This window comes from Tardiphaga sp. vice154 (genome assembly GCF_007018645.1).
In the GTDB taxonomy this organism is placed as follows: domain Bacteria; phylum Pseudomonadota; class Alphaproteobacteria; order Rhizobiales; family Xanthobacteraceae; genus Tardiphaga.
The window spans coordinates 390,971-409,499 of the sequence record NZ_CP041399.1; the positions used below are offsets into that span (position 1 = coordinate 390,971).

At 65.1% G+C, this 18,529-nt stretch carries 16 protein-coding genes and 1 pseudogene; 9 read left to right on the top strand and 8 right to left on the bottom strand.

Annotated features, from left to right (window positions below; genetic code table 11):
- Positions 1–12: 12 nt before the first annotated feature.
- From FIU28_RS01770 to FIU28_RS01795, 6 genes and pseudogenes are all read left to right on the top strand, one after another.
- Complete coding sequence (locus FIU28_RS01770; RefSeq protein ID WP_143571382.1) at positions 13–1,392, top strand: murein hydrolase activator EnvC family protein; 1,380 nt, start codon at positions 13–15, stop codon at positions 1,390–1,392.
- A complete protein-coding gene (locus tag FIU28_RS01775; RefSeq protein WP_143571383.1) occupies positions 1,389–2,774 on the top strand; it encodes a S41 family peptidase in 1,386 nt (461 codons plus the stop codon). The genes FIU28_RS01770 and FIU28_RS01775 overlap by 4 nt, the downstream gene beginning before the upstream one ends.
- A 251-nt stretch (positions 2,775–3,025) precedes the next feature.
- On the top strand, positions 3,026–4,225 hold the full coding sequence (locus tag FIU28_RS01780) for a divergent polysaccharide deacetylase family protein (protein WP_143571384.1): 1,200 nt from the start codon (positions 3,026–3,028) through the stop codon (positions 4,223–4,225).
- Positions 4,226–4,303: 78 nt separating this feature from the next.
- Positions 4,304–4,807: an RNA pyrophosphohydrolase gene (locus FIU28_RS01785; protein WP_143571385.1), complete on the top strand. Its 504-nt coding sequence runs from the start codon at positions 4,304–4,306 to the stop codon at positions 4,805–4,807.
- Positions 4,783–5,303: pseudogene (locus tag FIU28_RS01790) on the top strand (RNA pyrophosphohydrolase). Before FIU28_RS01785 ends, FIU28_RS01790 begins: the two are co-directional and overlap by 25 nt.
- Positions 5,304–5,403: 100 nt before the next feature.
- Positions 5,404–6,177: a tellurite resistance TerB family protein gene (locus tag FIU28_RS01795; protein WP_143571387.1), complete on the top strand. Its 774-nt coding sequence runs from the start codon at positions 5,404–5,406 to the stop codon at positions 6,175–6,177.
- 69 nt (positions 6,178–6,246) lie between these two features.
- On the opposite strand, the gene FIU28_RS01800 is transcribed toward FIU28_RS01795, so the two are convergent.
- From FIU28_RS01800 to FIU28_RS01820, 5 genes are all read right to left on the bottom strand, one after another.
- Complete coding sequence (locus FIU28_RS01800; protein WP_143571388.1) at positions 6,247–6,654, bottom strand: F0F1 ATP synthase subunit epsilon; 408 nt, start codon at positions 6,652–6,654, stop codon at positions 6,247–6,249.
- A gap of 139 nt (positions 6,655–6,793) precedes the next feature.
- The gene (atpD, locus tag FIU28_RS01805; protein ID WP_143571389.1) at positions 6,794–8,233 is read right to left on the bottom strand and encodes a F0F1 ATP synthase subunit beta; all 1,440 of its coding nucleotides are present in this window, start codon (positions 8,231–8,233) and stop codon (positions 6,794–6,796) included.
- A gap of 57 nt (positions 8,234–8,290) precedes the next feature.
- Positions 8,291–9,172, bottom strand: coding sequence for a F0F1 ATP synthase subunit gamma (locus tag FIU28_RS01810; RefSeq protein ID WP_143571390.1), 882 nt, complete (start codon positions 9,170–9,172; stop codon positions 8,291–8,293).
- Positions 9,173–9,357: 185 nt separating this feature from the next.
- Positions 9,358–10,893 (bottom strand): F0F1 ATP synthase subunit alpha, encoded by a 1,536-nt coding sequence (atpA, locus tag FIU28_RS01815; RefSeq protein WP_143571391.1) that lies wholly within the window; start codon positions 10,891–10,893, stop codon positions 9,358–9,360.
- Complete coding sequence (locus tag FIU28_RS01820; protein WP_143571392.1) at positions 10,893–11,453, bottom strand: F0F1 ATP synthase subunit delta; 561 nt, start codon at positions 11,451–11,453, stop codon at positions 10,893–10,895. The genes atpA and FIU28_RS01820 overlap by 1 nt, the downstream gene beginning before the upstream one ends.
- Before the next feature lie 606 nt (positions 11,454–12,059).
- Here FIU28_RS01820 and FIU28_RS01825 point away from each other — a divergent pair.
- Positions 12,060–12,599 (top strand): septal ring lytic transglycosylase RlpA family protein, encoded by a 540-nt coding sequence (locus FIU28_RS01825; RefSeq protein WP_143571393.1) that lies wholly within the window; start codon positions 12,060–12,062, stop codon positions 12,597–12,599.
- A gap of 265 nt (positions 12,600–12,864) precedes the next feature.
- On the opposite strand, the gene FIU28_RS01830 is transcribed toward FIU28_RS01825, so the two are convergent.
- On the bottom strand, positions 12,865–15,078 hold the full coding sequence (locus tag FIU28_RS01830; RefSeq protein ID WP_143571394.1) for a primosomal protein N': 2,214 nt from the start codon (positions 15,076–15,078) through the stop codon (positions 12,865–12,867).
- Between the two features lie 182 nt (positions 15,079–15,260).
- Here FIU28_RS01830 and FIU28_RS01835 point away from each other — a divergent pair, with 182 nt between their 5' ends.
- Together FIU28_RS01835 and FIU28_RS01840 are read left to right on the top strand one after the other, a co-directional pair.
- The gene (locus tag FIU28_RS01835; protein WP_143571395.1) at positions 15,261–16,241 is read left to right on the top strand and encodes a tyrosine recombinase XerC; all 981 of its coding nucleotides are present in this window, start codon (positions 15,261–15,263) and stop codon (positions 16,239–16,241) included.
- An 86-nt stretch (positions 16,242–16,327) separates the two neighbouring features.
- Positions 16,328–16,918, top strand: a complete 591-nt coding sequence (locus FIU28_RS01840; protein WP_143571396.1) for a DUF4337 domain-containing protein — start codon at positions 16,328–16,330, stop codon at positions 16,916–16,918.
- A gap of 172 nt (positions 16,919–17,090) precedes the next feature.
- Here the strand turns inward: FIU28_RS01840 and FIU28_RS01845 are convergent, their stop codons facing one another.
- The gene (locus tag FIU28_RS01845) at positions 17,091–17,975 is read right to left on the bottom strand and encodes an alpha/beta fold hydrolase (RefSeq protein ID WP_143575992.1); all 885 of its coding nucleotides are present in this window, start codon (positions 17,973–17,975) and stop codon (positions 17,091–17,093) included.
- Positions 17,976–17,995: 20 nt separating this feature from the next.
- The gene (locus FIU28_RS01850; protein ID WP_143571397.1) at positions 17,996–18,529 is read right to left on the bottom strand and encodes a hypothetical protein; all 534 of its coding nucleotides are present in this window, start codon (positions 18,527–18,529) and stop codon (positions 17,996–17,998) included.

Genomic DNA, 18,529 nt, shown 5'->3' on the forward strand with positions numbered 1-18,529 from the left:
ACGATCCGCTCGATGCACGCACCGCGGCCCAATTCTGGTGAAATCCACACCGCTCGCCGCGGCTGGCTGCAGGCGTCGTCACTGCCCATCGCCGTGCTGGCAAGCCTGGCTGGCGTGAGCGCGCAGCCGGCGCGCGCGCAGCTCGCCGCCGCACCGATCCAGCAGGCCATTGCGCCGACCACCGATATCATCCGGCAGCGCGAGCAGGAGCTGCAGGCCGCGCGTGCGCAGCAGAAGGCGGCGGCCGAACTGCAGGACAAGCTCAAGGCCGATATCGCTGCGCTAGGCCAGGACCGCGGCAAGCTCAACCAGCAACTGATCGACATTGCCGCCCGCGTGCGCGGCGTCGAGAAGGGCATCGACGATGCCGAAGCGCGGCTCGGCCCGCTCGACGCACGCGAGCGCGAGATCCGCGGTTCGCTGCAATCGCGCCGCGCCGAAATCGCCGAAGTGCTGTCGGCGTTACAGCGCGCCGGTCGTCGCGCGCCGCCGGCGCTGTTCGTGCGTCCGGAAGACGCGCTGAAATCGCTGCGCACCGCGATGATGCTCGGCTCCGTGGTGCCGGACATGCGCGTCCGTGCCGACAAATTGATCGCCGACCTCAGCGAACTGGTCGCCTTGCGCAAGACCATCGCCGGCGAGCGCGACCAGTTGGCCGCCGATCGCGACAGGCTCAGGGACGACCAGACCCGGCTGTCCTCGTTCACCGAGGAACGGCAGAAGCAGCAGGCGGCGGCCGAAAAGGACATGGCGTCCGAGGCCGCGCGCGCGCTGTCGCTGTCGAAGCAGGTCGACAGCCTGCAGGGCCTGATCGCCAAGATGGAGCAGGACTCCAAGGCGGCCGCCAAGGCCGCGCAGACCGCCAGCCTGCAGGGCGCGCCGGCCGCGCTCGGCAATGGCAAGCCGAACCTCGGCGCCCTGAAGGATTCCGCGCGGATGAGCCCGGCGATCGCCTTTGCCTCGGCGAAGGGCATGTTCGCGCTGCCGGTCAACGGCATCCGGATTCGCGACTTCGGCGGTTCCGATGGTGTCGGCGGCGTCGAAAAAGGTATTTCGCTGGCCGCCCGCGCCGGCGCCCAGGTCACAACCCCGTGTGATGGCTGGGTTGTCTATTCCGGGCCGTTCCGCTCCTATGGACAACTCTTGATCCTAAACGCCGGTGGCGGGTATCATGTGTTGATTGCCGGAATGGAACGCATCTCCGTCAATATCGGCCAGTTCGTTCTGACGGGTGAACCGGTCGCTGTCATGGGATCGACATCCCGGGTAGCGTCTGTTCTGGCGGCCAATGCCAGCCAGCCCGTGCTTTATATCGAGTTCCGTAAGGATGGCACTCCCATCGACTCTGGCCCATGGTGGGCCGCAAACGAAGGCGAAAAGGTTCGCGGATGATGCGCAAGACTTCGATAATCCTGCTCAGTGCTGCCACCGGCGCCGCCCTGACGCTCTTCGTCACGCAACCGCGCGCGGTGTTCATGGGAACCAGCGCCCGCGCTGCGACCTCCGACACCTATCGCCAGCTCAATCTGTTCGGCGACGTGTTCGAGCGCGTGCGCTCCGACTATGTCGAGAAGCCCGACGACAGCAAGCTGGTGGAGTCCGCGATCTCCGGCATGCTGACCGGCCTTGATCCGCACTCCAGCTACATGGACGCCAAGAGCTTCCGCGACATGCAGGTGCAGACCCGCGGCGAGTTCGGCGGCCTCGGCATCGAAGTCACCATGGAAGACGGCCTGATCAAGGTGGTATCGCCGATCGACGATACGCCGGCGTCGAAGGCCGGCATCATGGCCAACGACGTCATCACCAGCCTCGACGACGAGGCGGTGCAGGGCCTGACCTTGAACCAGGCCGTCGAAAAGATGCGCGGCCCGGTCAACACCAAGATCAAGCTGAAGATCGTCCGCAAGGGCAAGGACGATCCGCTCGACGTGACCCTGGTGCGTGACAACATCCGCGTCCGCTCGGTGCGCGCGCGCGTGGAGAGCGATGACATCGCCTATATCCGCATCACCACCTTCAACGAACAGACCACCGAAGGCCTCAAGCGCGAGATCGCCGCCCAGACCGCCGCGATCGGCGCCGACAAGCTCAAGGGCTTCATCATCGATCTCCGCAACAACCCGGGCGGCCTGCTCGAAGAAGCCGTTACCGTTTCGGATGCGTTCCTGGAGCGCGGCGAAATCGTCTCGACCCGCGGCCGCAACGCCGAGGAAACCCAGCGCCGCACCGCGCATCAGGGCGACCTCACCAAGGGCAAGCCGGTGGTCGTGCTGATCAATGGCGGCTCCGCCTCGGCATCGGAAATCGTCGCCGGCGCGTTGCAGGACCACAAGCGCGCCACCACCATCGGCACCCGTTCGTTCGGCAAGGGTTCGGTGCAGACCATCATCCCGCTCGGCTCCGGCAACGGCGCGCTGCGGCTGACCACGGCGCGCTACTTCACGCCGTCCGGCAAGTCGATCCAGGCCAAGGGCATCGTGCCGGACATCGAGATCGTCCAGGACGTGCCGGATGAATTGAAGTCGCGTACCGACACCAAGGGCGAAGCCTCGCTTCGCGGCCATCTGAAGAACGACGGCGACGAGAAGACCGGTTCGCAGTCCTACGTGCCGCCGGATGCCAAGGACGACAAGGCCCTCAAGGCCGCCGCCGACCTGCTGCACGGCATCAAGGTCACCGCCAACACCACGGACGACAAGCCCGCGGCGAAGCCGGACGAAAAGGCCTCCGCCAAGCCGGATGCCGCGAAGCCCGCGACCAAGTCGAACTGACGGTTTGACCCACGGAATGACGAAAGGGCGGCCCTCGGGTCGCCCTTTTTATTGGTCGATCGGAGGCGCACCGGTTCCCCTCCCCCCTCGTGGGGTCTGGCGAACCAATTCGTTCGCCATGGGTGGCCGCGCGCAGCGCGGAGGGGAGATGGGACGATGGATCCGCTACCTGCGAGTGTGCTTCCAATCCCTTCCGTTGCCCCTGCCCCGCCGTGGTATCTTCGGCCACTGATTCGGGAGGTCGATGAATCGTGTCGAGCGACGATCTGAGCGCCCCGCTCGGACAGACAGAGCCCCGCAAGCGCAGGTTCCGGTTGCCGGTGTCGCCGCCGCAGGCGATCGCGGCCGTGCTGGGCGTGGTGCTGCTCGGCTTTCTCGGGTTTGCGATCTTCGGCAACGATCCGATGGGCGGCGAACCGGTCGCGCGCATCGCCCTGAAGCCGCCGGCGCCGTCGGAGGAAAAGCCGCCCGTCGAGGTCAAGCGAGGCCCCGCCAAAGCGGCCGAGAAGGCACCGGAGGTCGGGGGCCAGAAGACCATCACCATTATCGACGGCTCCTCCGGGGCCCGGCGCGATGTCGTTGTCTCCAGCGACGGGGCGGAAAACGCGTCGGAACCGGCGGGGTCTGCCGCCGTGCCGGTGATGGCCGGCAGCAATCCCAAGCTGCTGGAAAAAGCCCGCTACGGCATGGTGCCCATCGCTGCCGACGGCATGAAGCCGGTATCGGCCTATGCTGCGGGCTCCGACGCCGAGCGCGCCCGGGCCATGAAAATCCCGAGCATCGCGATCGTGATCGGCGGCCTTGGCGTCGGTGCCGCCAAGACGACCGAAGCGATCATGAAGCTGCCGGCCGCGGTGACGCTGGCCTTCACGCCCTACGGTTCCGATCCCGGCAAACTGGTCGAGCGGGCCCGCGCGCAGCGCCACGAAGTGCTCTTGCAGGTTCCGATGGAGCCGTTCGATTATCCTGACAACGACCCCGGCCCGCAGACGCTGCTGGCGACGGCCTCGGCTGAACAGAACCTCGATCGGCTGCTGTGGCACATGAGCCGGTTCCAGGGCTATGTCGGCCTGGCCAATTTCATGGGCGCGCGTTTCGTGGCCGCGGATTCCGCGATGCAGCCGGTGCTGCGCGACGCCGCCAAACGCGGTCTGGCCTATTTCGATGATGGCACCGCGCCGCGCAGCGTCGGGCAGGCCGTCGCGGAGGGCACGGCAGTTCCATTCGCGCGGGCGGATCTCGGCATTGACACGTCGCCCACCTCGGCCGACATCGACAAGGCGCTGGCGAGGCTGGAAAGCCTGGCCAGGGAACGCGGCTATGCGGTCGGCACCGCGTCAGCGCTGCCGATCTCGATCGAACGCATTGCGGCCTGGGCTAAAACGCTGGAGAGCCGCGGCGTGATGCTGGTGCCATTGACAACCGCGATGCTGAAATCAAAATCAAGCTAGCGTCTTTGGTCTAGGGTGAGTTCGACACAGCCGAATCGCTGCGTGAACGGCGTAAGAGACGCGAGAGGCATTGACGGAATGGCGCGCTACGAAGATCTGCCCTATCGAACCTGCGTCGGCATGATGCTGATCAATCCGCAAGGCCTGGTTTTTATCGGTCGCCGCTCCGGCGGCATCGAGCATGTCGATGAGACCCATGTCTGGCAAATGCCGCAGGGCGGCGTCGATCCCGGCGAAGATGCCTGGGAAGCTGCCAAGCGCGAGCTTTACGAAGAAACCAGCGTGAAATCCGTCGAGAAACTCGGCGAAGTGCCAGACTGGCTGATCTACGACATTCCGCGCACGGTCGCCGGCCGCGCCTGGAAGGGCCGTTACCGAGGCCAGCGCCAGAAATGGTTCGCGGTGCGCTTCACCGGCGACGATACCGAGATCAACGTGGTGGCGCCCGGTGGCGGACACAAGCCGGAATTCATCAAGTGGCGCTGGGAGCCGATGAAGAACCTGCCGGACCTGATCGTGCCGTTCAAGCGCCCGGTCTATGAGCGCGTGGTGAAGGAATTTTCCAGGTTGTCTGGCGAGTAACGCTCGTGTCCGACAAACCCTATCGCCCAATGTCGGCGTCGCTCTGTTCAACGCTGAAGGCCGCGTCCTGATCGGCCGGCGCTTCAGGGATGACGGGCCGGAGATCGTTCTCCCGGGGCTGGAATGGCAGATGCCGCAGGGCGGCATCGATGCGGATGAGGATTCTCGTGTCGCGGTGATGCGCGAGCTCTTTGAGGAGACCGGCGTGGTGCATGCCGACTATCTCGATGAGACCGACTGGATGACCTACGATTTCATCGCCTTCGACGATCCGACGCATCGCTTCGCAAGGTATCGCGGCCAGCGCCAGAAATGGTTCGCGCTGCGCTTTACCGGCAAGGATGAGGAAGTCGATCCGCTGACGCCGCGCAACGGCCAGCCGGCGGAATTCGACGCCTGGCGCTGGGAACGGCTGGACCGCGTGGCGGATCTCGTGGTGCCATTCCGGCGCGAGGTCTACCGCGCGGTGGCCGCCGAATTCGCGCGCTTCGCCTGAAGGTCCATCCGGTCGCAGGACATCACGCCGCAGCTTTGTGTCCTTACATCGTCGCGTTCCGACCCTACCTCGTGATCTCCATCAAACGAGGAATGACGCGATGTTCGATCCCAAAAGTATGCTCGACCAGTTCATCGGCGGGCTGAATCAGGGTGGTCCCAATCAGCAGGCGGGCGGCCGGCCGGATGGCGGGCTTCTCGGCAAGGGTGGCGGCGATCTGCTGCAGCAGGCCGGCAGCTTTCTTGGCGGCTTTGGCGGCGGCGCGATGACCGGCGGCCTGGCCGGCATGTTGCTCGGCTCGAAGGGCGGGCGCAAGATCGCCAAGAATGCGCTCACCTATGGCGGCATGGCGGTGGCCGGTGCGCTCGCCTATCGGGCCTATCAGAATTATCAGGCGGGCAAGCAGGCCTCGCCCGCCGGCGCGGTCGAGACCCCTTTGCTGCCGCCGCCGAGTGATACGCCGTTCAATCCGTTGCAGCCGGCAGATCAGCAATCACTCAGCCGTAACCTGTTGCGGGCGATGATTGCGGCGGCCAAGGCCGATGGCCATCTCGACAGCACTGAGCAGACCAACATCTTCGCGCAGATGGACCGGCTCAACGTCACTGCCGAGGACAAGGTGTTCGTGATGGATGAATTGCGCAGGCCGCTCGATGTCGATGCCGTGGCGAGCGGCGTGCGGACGCCCGAGGAAGCCGCGGAGATCTATACGGTCTCGCTGCTGGCCATCGACCTCGACAGCGCTTCGGAGCGGGCCTATCTCGGTTTGCTGGCGGCGCGGCTTTCTCTCGATGAGAAACTCGTCGCGCATCTGCATGCGACCGTGGATGGCTTCACCGCGGAGCCGGTGAAGGTGGCGCAGCCGTCCGTCTGAGCTGTCCGTTCGTCCAACAAAAAAGCCCCGGTTCGATCCGGGGCTTTTTTCGTGGCGCGCGAGAAGCGCTTAATGCATCGCCGTCGAATTGATGTGCAGCTGGATGACCTTGAAGTGGTCGAGACGCGCGATCGCGAGGTCGAGAACGGAACCCTCTTTCTCAGACAGCTTCTCTTCCATCGCCGCGATATCGGCGGCGAAGGCGGTGCGGTCGAGATCCTGCAGCGAGGTGGCGACGTCGGCCAGCACGGTGAGGCCCTTGTCGTTCACCTCGGCGAGGCCGCCGAGCACGATGATCGTGTGCCTGGTGGTGCCGCTGTAGATCGTCATGATGCCCGGACGAAGTGCTGCCACCATCGGGGCGGCACCCGCCAGCACGCCGAAGTCGCCTTCGCGACCGGGCACATCAACCTGATCGACTGCACCCGAGAAGGCGAGCTGTTCCGGCGAGACGAGGTCGAATTGGAAGGTGGCCATGGTGCAATCCGCTTACTGCTCCCTCCCCCCCTGCGGGGGAGGGTCGGGGTGGGGGGGTAACCACAGGCGAAGGTGCTTGTGGCACCCCCACCCCGGCGCAAGTGCGCCGACCCTCCCCGCAAGGGGGAGGGTTACAGAGTTAAGCGGCTTCGGCAGCCAGCTTCTTGCCCTTTTCGACGGCCTCTTCGATGGCGCCGACCATGTAGAAGGCGGCCTCCGGAAGGTGGTCGTACTTGCCTTCGCAAATCGCGCGGAAGCCCTTGATGGTGTCGGCGAGGTCGACGAACTTGCCCGGCGAACCGGTGAAGATTTCGGCGACGAAGAACGGCTGCGACAGGAAGCGCTCGATCTTGCGGGCGCGGGCCACGGCCAGCTTGTCCTCTTCCGACAGCTCATCCATGCCGAGAATGGCGATGATGTCCTGCAACGACTTGTACTTCTGCAGCACCTGCTGGACCATGCGCGCAGTCTCGTAATGCTCCTGGCCGACGATCAGCGGGGAGAGCATGCGCGAGGTCGAATCCAGCGGATCCACTGCGGGATAGATGCCCTTTTCCGAGATCGCGCGGTTCAGCACGGTCGTCGCGTCAAGATGCGCGAACGAGGTCGCCGGCGCCGGATCGGTCAAATCGTCGGCCGGCACGTAGATCGCCTGCACCGAGGTGATCGAACCCTTGTGGGTGGTGGTGATGCGTTCCTGCAGCGCGCCCATGTCGGTCGCCAGCGTCGGCTGATAGCCCACCGCCGAGGGGATGCGGCCGAGCAGCGCCGACACTTCCGAACCCGCCTGGGTGAAGCGGAAGATGTTGTCGATGAAGAACAGCACGTCCTGGCCCTGGTCGCGGAAATGTTCGGCGACGGTGAGACCCGACAGCGCGACGCGCATGCGGGCGCCCGGGGGCTCGTTCATCTGGCCGAACACCAGCGCGCACTTCGACTTCACCGAAGGGTCGGGATTGTGCGGATCGGCATTGACCTTGGACTCGATGAACTCGTGATAGAGATCGTTGCCTTCGCGGGTACGCTCGCCGACGCCGGCGAACACCGAGTTGCCGCCATGCGCCTTCGCGACGTTGTTGATCAGTTCCTGGATCAGCACGGTCTTGCCGACGCCGGCGCCGCCGAACAGGCCGATCTTGCCGCCCTTGGCGTAGGGCGCCAGGAGGTCGACGACCTTGATGCCGGTGACGAGAATTTCAGCTTCCGTGGACTGCTCGGTGTACATCGGCGCTTCCTGATGGATCGCGCGCAGGCCTTCGGACTCGATCGGACCGCCTTCGTCGATCGGCTCGCCGATCACGTTCATGATGCGGCCGAGGGTGCCGACGCCGACCGGAACCATGATCGGGTTGCCGGTGTCGCTGACCGGCTGGCCGCGGACCAGACCTTCGGTGGTGTCCATCGCGATGGTGCGGACGGTCGACTCACCGAGATGCTGGGCGACTTCGAGCACCAGACGGTTGGCACCGTTCATGGTTTCGATCGCGCTCAGAATCGCGGGCAGGTGGCCTTCGAACTGCACGTCGACGACGGCGCCGATGACCTGGGTGATCTTGCCGGTCTGGTTGGGGGTAGCCATGAAAACTTCTCCTTGAAGTCCGAAACTTGAACGCGGCCCAGAGGGCCAAATGCTGGATTAGATCGCCTCGGCGCCGGAGATGATCTCGATCAGCTCCTTGGTAATCATCGCCTGGCGGGTGCGGTTGTAGATCAGGGTCTGCTTGCGGATCATGTCGCCGGCGTTGCGCGTGGCGTTATCCATCGAGCTCATCTGCGCGCCGTAGAACGAAGCGTTGTTCTCGAGCAGCGCGCGGAAAATCTGCACCGCGAGATTGCGCGGCAGGAGGCCGGTGAGGATCTCGTCCTCGCCGGGCTCGTATTCATAGACCGGCGCCGCGGCATCGGTGGCGGCCGGCTTGGCCTGCACCACCAGCGGGATGATCTGCTGCGCGGTCGGGATCTGCGCGATCACGGTCTTGAAGCGCGCGAAGAACAGCGTGCAGACGTCGAACTCGCCATTGTCGAAGCGCGCCAGAACCTTCTTGGCGATGCCCTCGGCATTGACGAATCCGAGCTGCTTCACCGAACGCAATTCCATGTGTTCGACGATCTGCTTGTCGAAGGTGCGGCGCAGCTGTTCGTAACCCTTGCGGCCTACGCAGAAGAATTTGACTTCCTTGCCCTGCGCGATCAGCGCCAGCGCGCGTTCACGTGCCAGGCGGACGATCGAGGAGTTGAACGCGCCGGACAGGCCGCGCTCGCCGGTGCAGACCAGCAGCAGGTGAACCTGATCTTTTCCAGTGCCGCCCAGCAGTGCCGGGCCGGTGCCGGATCCGGCAGCGGCGCCTGCGATCGAGGCGATCACCGCATCCATCCGCTCGGCATAGGGCCGTGCGGCTTCGGCGGCCATCTGCGCGCGGCGCAGCTTGGACGCCGCGACCATCTGCATGGCCTTGGTGATCTTCTGCGTCGCCTTGGTCGAGGCGATGCGGACACGCATGTCTTTAAGTGAAGCCATCTCAGCCCTGATCCACTACGTCGGTGTGCTCCCTCCCCCCTTGCGGGGGAGGGTCGGGGAGGGGGGTGACACAAGCGACGTCGCTCGCGGCTACCCCCACCCTAGCCCTCCCCCTAGCGAAGCTTCGCTTCGCTAGGGGGAGGGGACTACAGAGTTTGCGGCCGGCCTTTCAGCCGGCCAAAAGCTTAAGCAGCGTAGTTCTTGGCGAAACCTTCGACCACGCCCTTGAGCTTGGCGGCGGTGTCGTCCTTGAGATCGCGGCTGTCACGGATCGCTTCGAGAATGTCGATGTTCTTGCCGCGCAGCAGCGAGAGCAGACCGTCTTCGAAGCCGCGCACCTTGTTGATCGGCAGCGCGTCGAGATAGCCGTTGGTGCCGGCCCAGATCACGCAGACCTGCTCTTCCATCTTCAGCGGCGAGAACTGCGGCTGCTTCAGGAGTTCGGTCAGGCGGGCGCCGCGATTCAGCAGGCGCTGGGTCGAGGCGTCGAGATCGGAGCCGAACTGCGCGAACGCCGCCATTTCGCGGTACTGCGCCAGCTCGCCCTTGATCTTGCCGGCGACCTTCTTCATCGCCTTGGTCTGCGCGGCAGAACCGACGCGCGAGACGGACAGACCGACGTTCACCGCCGGGCGGATGCCCTGGAAGAACAGGTCGGTTTCGAGGAAGATCTGGCCGTCGGTGATCGAGATCACGTTGGTCGGGATGTAGGCCGACACGTCGTTGGCCTGCGTTTCGATGATCGGCAGCGCCGTCAGCGAACCGTTGCCTTGCGAGTCGTTGAGCTTCGCGGCGCGCTCGAGCAGGCGGGAGTGAAGATAGAACACGTCGCCGGGATAGGCTTCGCGGCCCGGCGGACGGCGCAGCAGCAGCGACATCTGGCGGTAGGCGACGGCCTGCTTCGACAAATCGTCATAGATGATGACGGCGTGCATACCGTTGTCGCGGAAGTACTCGCCGATCGTGCAGCCGGTGAACGGCGCGATGTACTGCATCGGGGCCGGATCGGACGCGGTGGCGGCGACGACGACGGAATATTCCAGCGCGCCCTGCTCTTCGAGAACCTTCACGAACTGCGCGACGGTGGAGCGCTTCTGGCCGATCGCGACATAGACGCAATACAGCTTCTGGCCTTCCGGCGCGCCGGCGACGTTGAGCGACTTCTGGTTCAGAATGGTGTCGAGCGCGATCGCGGTCTTGCCGGTCTGACGGTCACCGATGATCAGCTCGCGCTGGCCACGGCCGACCGGGATCAAGGCGTCGACCGACTTCAGGCCGGTCGCCATCGGCTCGTTGACCGACTTGCGCGGAATGATGCCCGGCGCCTTGACGTCGACGCGCTTGCGCTCGGTGAATTCGATCGGACCCTTGCCGTCGATCGGGTTGCCCAGCGCATCGACGACGCGGCCGAGCAGGCCCTTGCCGACCGGCGCGTCCACGATGGCGCGGGTTCGCTTGACGGTCTGGCCTTCCTTGATCTCGCGGTCGGCGCCGAAGATCACGATGCCGACATTGTCGGTTTCGAGATTCAGCGCCATGCCGCGCGTGCCGTTCTCGAACTCGACCATTTCACCGGCCTGGACGTTGTCGAGGCCGAAGACGCGGGCAATGCCGTCGCCGACGGACAGAACCTGTCCAACTTCGGAAACTTCAGCTTCCTGGCCGAAGTTCTTGATCTGATCCTTGAGGATCGCGGAAATTTCCGCGGCGCGGATGTCCATCAGCCTGCCTCTTTCATCGCGTGCTTAATCGAGTTGAGTTTGGTGCGAAGCGAACTGTCCACCATGCGGCTGCCGAGCTTGACGACAAGCCCGCCGATGATGGCCGGATCGATCTTCACGTTGAGCGCGACATCCTTGCCCGTCACTGATTTCAGCGCGGTCTTCAGGGCGTCGAGATTCTTGTCACTGAGCGGCTCGGCGACGGTGACGTCGGCCGTGGCTTCGCCCTTGAAGCGGGCGACCAGCGCGCGGAAGGCGCGGATCACGTCGCTGACTGCGAACAGCCGGCGGTTGGCCGTGAGCAATTTGAGGAACTTGGCGCTGATGCCGGTGATCTTGGCGTCGTCCAGGATGGCGGCAAGCGCCTTGCCCTGCACGTCGGCGCCGAAGATCGGGCTGCGCACCAGCCGCTTCAGGTCGGCGCTGCCATTCAGCATGGCTTCGAACTTGTCGAGGTCGGCCTTGACCGCATCGACGGATTTCTCGTCGCGCGCCAGCTCAAACAGGGCTGTTGCGTAACGACCGGACATTCCCGAAACGGACGGATCTTCTGCTGCCACGAATACGCTCTTCAGGCTGTCGAACCCACAAGGGAAAAACCATCGCCCGAATTCGGCGCTAGCGATCCAAGTCCTTGGAATTCAAGCGGGACTTCGATTCTCAGGCCACAACACAGCATTGTGTCCCGTTCAAATCGCGGCTTTGCTAACATAGGCCGCGCAGGTGTGCAACGCGATGAAAGCGATTGGCGATGCCTTGTCGCAGGCCGTCGGAGCCTTGCGGCTGGAATAGATCGCGACATGGAATGCTGCGGCTTCCCGGCCAGGCCCGGTTTGTGATCCGCGCCTCGCCCGCAAGGCAGACCCGCCCGGCGCATTCCCCCAAAATCCTCTGCTTGAGATTTACTTGCCGAATGCTGGCCATGTCCGGCGATCACTTGTCTATTCAGTAATAGATCGTATTCGACAGTATAATATCTAGTTAAAAATTGGTTAATTAGCAACGCCAGCTATAATAGTACCTATCACAAGATATTTCGATTGACGCAGGAACGATCTGCTTGCCCACTTTACGCCTTATTAAGCCTTCAACGGTGGCCGCATCAAAATGGGACGGGGGTTCCACTTGTCATATATGTGGCAATACTGTCTGAGGGACTACCAAATATGCTGCGAAACAGAAATTCGATGCTGGGCGCCGTTGCCCGCCCGCGTACTGCCCTGGCGCTGATCGCCGCAACCATCATGCTGGGCGGAACGATTTCAGAGGCTTCGGCCAAATCCCGCCATCACCATCATCGTCACCACGGCCATCACCACGCCCAGCGCGTCATCAAGGCGCCGGTGCTCGATGCCAATGCGTCGATCCCGTCGCTGTTCGAGACCACCGTGCAGGCGCCGGTCCGCGCCATCGCCAACGGCGTCGGCCGCAGCTTTGCCGGCATGGCCTCGTTCTACGGCAGCGAATCCGGCAGCCGCACCGCATCCGGCCAGCGTTTCAACCAGGGCGCCATGACGGCGGCCCATCGCTCGCTGCCGTTCGGCACCAAGCTGCGCGTGACGCACGCCGGCCGCAGCGTCGTCGTCACCATCAATGACCGCGGCCCGTTCATCCGCGGTCGCGTGCTCGATCTGTCGAAGGGCGCGGCCTCCGTCATCGGCCTGACCAGCCGCGGTGTCGGCCGCGTCGTCGCCGAGGTGATGTAAGCATCGGCGCTTCGCACTGAAGTTCAGTAGCGTTGCGTTCGAGTAGCGTGGAGTAAAGAAGCCTGCCGTCAGCGATGACGGCAGGCTTTTTTTGGTGAAATAAAACTGTCATTCCGGGGCTCGCGCGGGCGGCGGAGCCGACTGAGCGAGAACCTCAGCCACTCCAATTGGAGTGGTGGGGAATCCCGAGATGTTCATCGTCCCATGTCGGGATCCCGGGTTCGCTCGCCGCTGGCGCGCTCGCGCCCCGGGATGACAGATTGGTTCAAAGAAAACTCTGCGGGTCGACATCGACCTGGAGCTTGAGATTGCCGGTCGTCTTCGGCGCATGCGCCAGCCAGTCGCGCAGATAGAAGGAGAGATCGACGTTGCGCGGCGACTTCACCAGGATGCGGAAGCGGTAGCGGCCCTTGATCACCGCGAGAGGCGCTTCGGCGGGGCCGAGCACCTGGACGCGCTCGTCGAGTGGCGCCACGGCGGCCAGCTTGCGCGCAAACCCTTCGGCGGTCGGGCGATCGCCGGCCGATATGATCAGGCTGGCGAGCCGGCCGAACGGCGGATAGCCGGCGCGCTCGCGGGCGTCGATTTCGGCGCCGTAAAACGCCTCGCGGTCGGCGGCGATCAGCGCCTTCATCACCGGATGCTCGGGCTGGTGGGTCTGCAGATAGCCGATGCCGCGGCCCTGTTCGCGGCCGGCGCGGCCGATCACCTGGTTGAGCTGCTGGAAGGTGCGCTCAGCGGCACGTGGGTCGCCGTTGCCGAGTCCGAGATCGGCGTCGATCACGCCGACCAGATTCAGCCGCGGAAAATTGTGGCCCTTGGCGACCAGCTGGGTGCCGATGATGATATCGACGCGGCCTTCGGCAATTTCCGTCAGCTCGGCGCGCATCGCGTCGATCGAGGTGATGAGGTCGCTCGATAGCACCATGGTGCGCGCGTCGGGAAACAGCTTTTGCGCTTCCTCCTGCAGGCGCTCGACGCCGGGGCCGATCGCGGCCAGCGATTCCTCGGCGCCGCAATGCGGGCAGAGATGCGGGCGCGGTGTCGAGAAGCCGCAATGATGGCAGACCAGCCGCGCGCGAAAGCGGTGATCGACCAGCCAGGCGTCGCAGATGTTGCAGGCAAAGCGATGGCCACAGCCGCGGCACAGCGTCAGCGGCGCATAGCCGCGGCGGTTGAGGAACAAGAGCGCCTGTTCCTTGCGGTCGATGGCGATCTGCACGGCTTCGGCAAGGCGTGGCGCGATGAAGTGGCCGCGCATCGGGCCCTCGGTACGCAGGTCGATCGCCTCGATGTGCGGCATGTGCTGGCCGCCGAACCGGCCGGGCAGCACGATGCGCTGGTAGCGTCCACGGCGCGCATTGACCTCGGTCTCGACCGACGGCGTGGCCGAGGCCAGCACGATCGGGATCTTCTCGATCGAGGCGCGCACCACCGCCATGTCGCGGGCATGGTAATGTACGCCCTCGGCCTGCTTGTAGGCCTGGTCGTGTTCTTCATCGACGATGATGAGCCCGAGCTTGGCGAAAGGCAGAAACAGCGCCGAGCGCGCGCCAACCACGACATGCGCCTCGCCGGAGGCGACCGCGGCCCAGTTGCGGGCGCGGCTGCGCGGCGTCATCTCGGAATGCCATTCCAGCGGGCGCACGCCGAAGCGCAGCGCGAAGCGGTCGAGGAACTGCCCGGTCAGCGCGATCTCCGGCATCAGGATCATCACCTGCTCGCCGCGCCGAATCGTTTCGGCGATCGCCTCGAAATACACTTCGGTCTTGCCGGAGCCGGTGACGCCGTCGATCAGCGCGACATGGAAGTCGCCGCGGGCCGCAAAGGTCCGCATCTGGTCGGCGGCGGTGCGCTGCTCATGAGAAAAATCCGGCTCGCTGAAGGTCGGGTCGGGCGCAGGGGCCGCCAGCGTCGCGGCCATCGGCTCGACGGCCAACGTGCCTTCATCGACCAACCCGTCGATCACGCCGGCGCTGACGCCGGCTTGCTTGGCGGCCTCGGATTTGCCGTGCAGCAGCCGGTCGGACAAGATCTCGAGCAGCCGGCCGCGCGCCGGCGTCATCCGCTTGGGCACCTCGCCGATAAGGCGCACGCCGAGCCGGATGCGCTCCGGGCCCAGATGCTCGCCCATCCGCAGTGTCATCTTCATGACCATGCCCCTGGCCGACAGCGTGTAATTGGCGACCCAGTCGACCAGCGTGCGCAATTCCGGCTTCAGCGGCGGGACGTCGAGTTTGCAGCCCACTTCTTTCAGCCGGTTGTGCAGCCCCGGCGCGGGATTGGGATTGTCCGCCCAGACCACGCCGATCACGTCGCGGGCGCCGAGCGGCACGGTGACGACGTCGCCGGGTCGCAGGTCGAGCCCGCGGGGCACCTTGTAGGAATAGGCGTTGTTCAGCGCGACCGGCACCAGCACGTCGACCACGCCCGAGGTCGTCGGTGGGAACAGCGAATCGGCGCGCGACGAATGGTCCATGAAGATCGGCTCTGCGGGAGGTGGGGCTAATCTAGGGACTGGCAGGGCCAAAGAGAAGCCGCGAACTCGATGTCGTCCCCGCGTTCGCGGGGACGACATGCGGAGGGGTGAGTTCACCAATGCGAAACGCCGGGGTGTGATAATATCTGCCTGTTCGCGCTTTGCGCGCTGGAAGGCATCCGATGGCCAGACCGACACAAGCCAAACCTGCTGCCGCGCCGATCGATCTGCCCTGCGCGGCCGAGGACGTCTCGCTGCAGATGACGCGCTGGCTGTCGCATCTACGCGCCGAGCGGCGGCTGTCGCCGAAGACCTCTGAGGCTTATTCGCGCGACGTGCGCCAGTTCCTGATGTTTCTCGCCGAGCACTGGGGCGCGCGGGTCTCGCTTGCGCAATTTTCCAAGCTGCAGGCAACCGATGTCCGCGCCTTCATGGCGTCGCGCCGCGCCGACGACATCGGCGGCCGCTCTTTGATGCGGGCGCTGGCCGGGATGCGCTCGTTCGGCCGCTTCCTGGAGCGCGAGGGCTTCGGCAATGTCGGGGCGCTGTCGGGCATCCGCGCGCCGAAAATCGGCAAGAGCCTGCCGAAGCCGATCCAGATGGCCTCCGCCAAACGCCTCACCGACGCCGACGAGCGTGCCGGCGAGAACCGCGATCCGTGGATCTGGGCGCGCGACGCCGCCGTGATGGCGCTCTTGTACGGCTCCGGTCTGCGCATTTCCGAGGCGCTCGGCCTGAAGCGCCGCGAGGTGCCGCAGCCGGGCGCCGGCGACGTGCTGATCGTCAACGGCAAGGGCAACAAGACCCGCATGGTGCCGGTGCTGCAAAACGTGCTGGCGCTGATCGCCGACTACGCCAAAATGTGCCCGCATCCGCTGCCGCCGGAGGGTCCGATGTTCGTCGGCGCCCGCGGCGGGCCGCTGTCGCCGCGGATCATCCAGCTCACCATGGAACGGCTGCGTGGCGCGCTCGGTCTGCCCGATAGCGCCACCCCGCACGCGCTGCGGCACTCCTTCGCCACCCATCTCCTGACCCGCGGCGGCGACCTCCGCGCGATCCAGGAATTGCTCGGCCACGCCTCGCTGTCGACGACGCAGATCTATACCGGGATCGACACCGAGCGATTGTTCGAGGTCTACAAGACCGCGCATCCCCGGGCGTGAGCGGCCCCTGTCATCATGACATAGCGCTTGCATGGAACAATCCGTTCGGCCAAAGCTCGCGGATTGTCAGCAGGGAGATTGTTACGATGGGCGCGCATGAAAGCATGGAGCACGCGGAGCATGCCGAGCATGCGTCCGGCTCGAACAAGAACATCGCGCTGCTGATTGCGGTGCTGGCGCTGTTCCTGGCGCTGTCGGAAACCTTCGGCAAGGGCGCGCAGACCGAATCGATCAGCAAGAACGTCGAGGCGTCCAACCTGTGGGCGTTCTTCCAGGCCAAGAGCATCCGCCGTACCGTGGTGCAGGCGACCTCGGACCAGGCCCGTCTCAGCCTCGGCCAGATGGGTGACGAGGCCGCCAAGGCGACGCTCGCCAAGCAGATCGAGGACTGGAAGAAGACCGCCGACCGCTACCGCTCCGAGCCGGAGACCGGCGAAGGCTCCGAACAGCTCGCCGCCCGCGCCAAGGAGGCAGAGCACGCCCGCGATCTGGCGATGGCGCGCTATCACCATTACGAGGTGGCCTCGGCCGCGTTCCAGATCGGCATCGTGCTGGCCTCGGCGACCATCATCACCGGCATGATCGCGCTGGCCTGGGTGTCAGGCGCGCTGGCCGTCGCCGGCATCGGCTTCACGCTGATCGGCCTGTTCGCCCCGCACGCCGTGCATTTGATGTGAAGTAGCTGTCATTCCCGGGAGGCGCGACGGCGCTCAACACCTCTCCCATAGGGAGAGGTCGACCGGCGAAGCCGGGCGGGTGAGGTGTTAGGGACCTTTCAACCGGAGCAAGGCCCCTCACCCGGCGCTACGCGCCGACCTCTCCCCAAAGGGGAGAGGTGAAGAGAGAGATTCACTTTCGATAAAACGCCATCACCGCCTCCGCAAACGCCTTCGGCGATTCTTGCGGCGCGTTGTGACCGACGCCGGGCAGCACGCGGCGCTGATAATCCGCCGTGAAATGCCGGCCGTGATTCTCCGATCCGCCGACCGGCGTGACGTTGTCGTCGGCGCCGTGCAGCACGATGGTTGGCACGTCGATCGCCGGTTGCGCCGCAAGTTGCGCCTCGATCGCGGCATAGCGCTCATCGCCGGCGACGCTGCCGGTGCGGTGCGTGTAGGAGTGGATCACCACATCGACGAACTCGTCATTGTCGAAGGCGTCCGCCGAGCGATCGAACGTGGCGTCGTCGAACGCCCACGACGGCGACCACATTTTCCACAATAGCTTCGCCAGCGCCGCGCGGTTCTGCGTCAGCCCGTTGCGGCCGCGTTCGGTGTGGAAATACCAGACGTACCACATCCGCGCTTCCTGGGCGGGATCGGCCGGGCGGGCCGAGTTCGGAATGTCCTGGATGTTGTAGCCGGTGCAACTCACCAGCCCATGCACGCGCTCCGGCCACAGCGCCGACACGACGCAGGCGGCACGGCCGCCCCAGTCGTAGCCGGCGAGCACGGCCTTCTCGATCCGTAGCGCGTCGATCAGATCCAGCAGGTCCTGGCCGAGCGCGGCCTGCTGCCCGGAGCGCAGGGTGGCGTCGGTCAGAAACCGCGTCGGGCCATAGCCGCGGAGATACGGCACGATGGTCCGGATGCCCGCGGCATTGAGCAGCGCCACCGCGTCGTCATAGCCGCGGATGTCATAGGGAAAGCCGTGCAGCAGGATGGCAGGCACGCCATTCGCCGGGCCGGACTGCTCATAAGCGACATCGAGCAGCGAGGTTTTCACGCGGGACAGTTCGGCCATGGCAGACTCCGTCAAACCTTGCGGGCAAATGCGCGGCTGCGCAGACGGTGGACGAGGCGCATCCCGCGCGATGACGAGCGGTTGCGGATTCGCGCGACCATCGCCTTGATGCGCAGCATCATTGGCGCGACGATTTCGCCGGCGCGGCGGCGGATGTCGAGCACCCACTCATAGACGCGAACGAACCACGGCATCTGCAGCAGCTTCGGTTTCGTCACGTCGAAGATGAAGGCGACGATGCCGACGCCGATGAACTTACCGGCCAGGATCAGTGCAATGGCGCTGATCCAGGAATGGTTCGCGATCAGCCAGACTTCCAGAAGCTTCAACGGAAACAACAGCACCACCGGCGCCAGGAATACCAGCAGCGTCCACCTCGGCGACAGCCGCGCCACGCGCGCGGCCACAAAGGCCTTGAACGCGCGCAGCGGGATCATCGCCACAAGGCGGGCGACGACCGGTTCGAGATGGTCCCACAGCCACGCCTCGATCAGGAAGATCAGAGCGAGCAGGACCCAGAGCGGCTGCAACAGGCGGCGCATCAC

Excerpts from the sequence above, each read along its gene's own strand:
- FIU28_RS01770 (WP_143571382.1), top strand. The coding sequence starts at position 13 with ATGCACGCACCGCGGCCCAATTCTGGTGAAATCCACACCGCTCGCCGC.
- FIU28_RS01775 (WP_143571383.1), top strand. The coding sequence starts at position 1,389 with ATGATGCGCAAGACTTCGATAATCCTGCTCAGTGCTGCCACCGGCGCC.
- FIU28_RS01785 (WP_143571385.1), top strand. The coding sequence starts at position 4,304 with ATGGCGCGCTACGAAGATCTGCCCTATCGAACCTGCGTCGGCATGATG.
- FIU28_RS01795 (WP_143571387.1), top strand. The coding sequence starts at position 5,404 with ATGTTCGATCCCAAAAGTATGCTCGACCAGTTCATCGGCGGGCTGAAT.
- FIU28_RS01800 (WP_143571388.1), bottom strand. The coding sequence starts at position 6,654 with ATGGCCACCTTCCAATTCGACCTCGTCTCGCCGGAACAGCTCGCCTTC.
- atpD (WP_143571389.1), bottom strand. The coding sequence starts at position 8,233 with ATGGCTACCCCCAACCAGACCGGCAAGATCACCCAGGTCATCGGCGCC.
- FIU28_RS01810 (WP_143571390.1), bottom strand. The coding sequence starts at position 9,172 with ATGGCTTCACTTAAAGACATGCGTGTCCGCATCGCCTCGACCAAGGCG.
- atpA (WP_143571391.1), bottom strand. The coding sequence starts at position 10,893 with ATGGACATCCGCGCCGCGGAAATTTCCGCGATCCTCAAGGATCAGATC.
- FIU28_RS01825 (WP_143571393.1), top strand. The coding sequence starts at position 12,060 with ATGCTGCGAAACAGAAATTCGATGCTGGGCGCCGTTGCCCGCCCGCGT.
- FIU28_RS01830 (WP_143571394.1), bottom strand. The coding sequence starts at position 15,078 with ATGGACCATTCGTCGCGCGCCGATTCGCTGTTCCCACCGACGACCTCG.
- FIU28_RS01835 (WP_143571395.1), top strand. The coding sequence starts at position 15,261 with ATGGCCAGACCGACACAAGCCAAACCTGCTGCCGCGCCGATCGATCTG.
- FIU28_RS01840 (WP_143571396.1), top strand. The coding sequence starts at position 16,328 with ATGGGCGCGCATGAAAGCATGGAGCACGCGGAGCATGCCGAGCATGCG.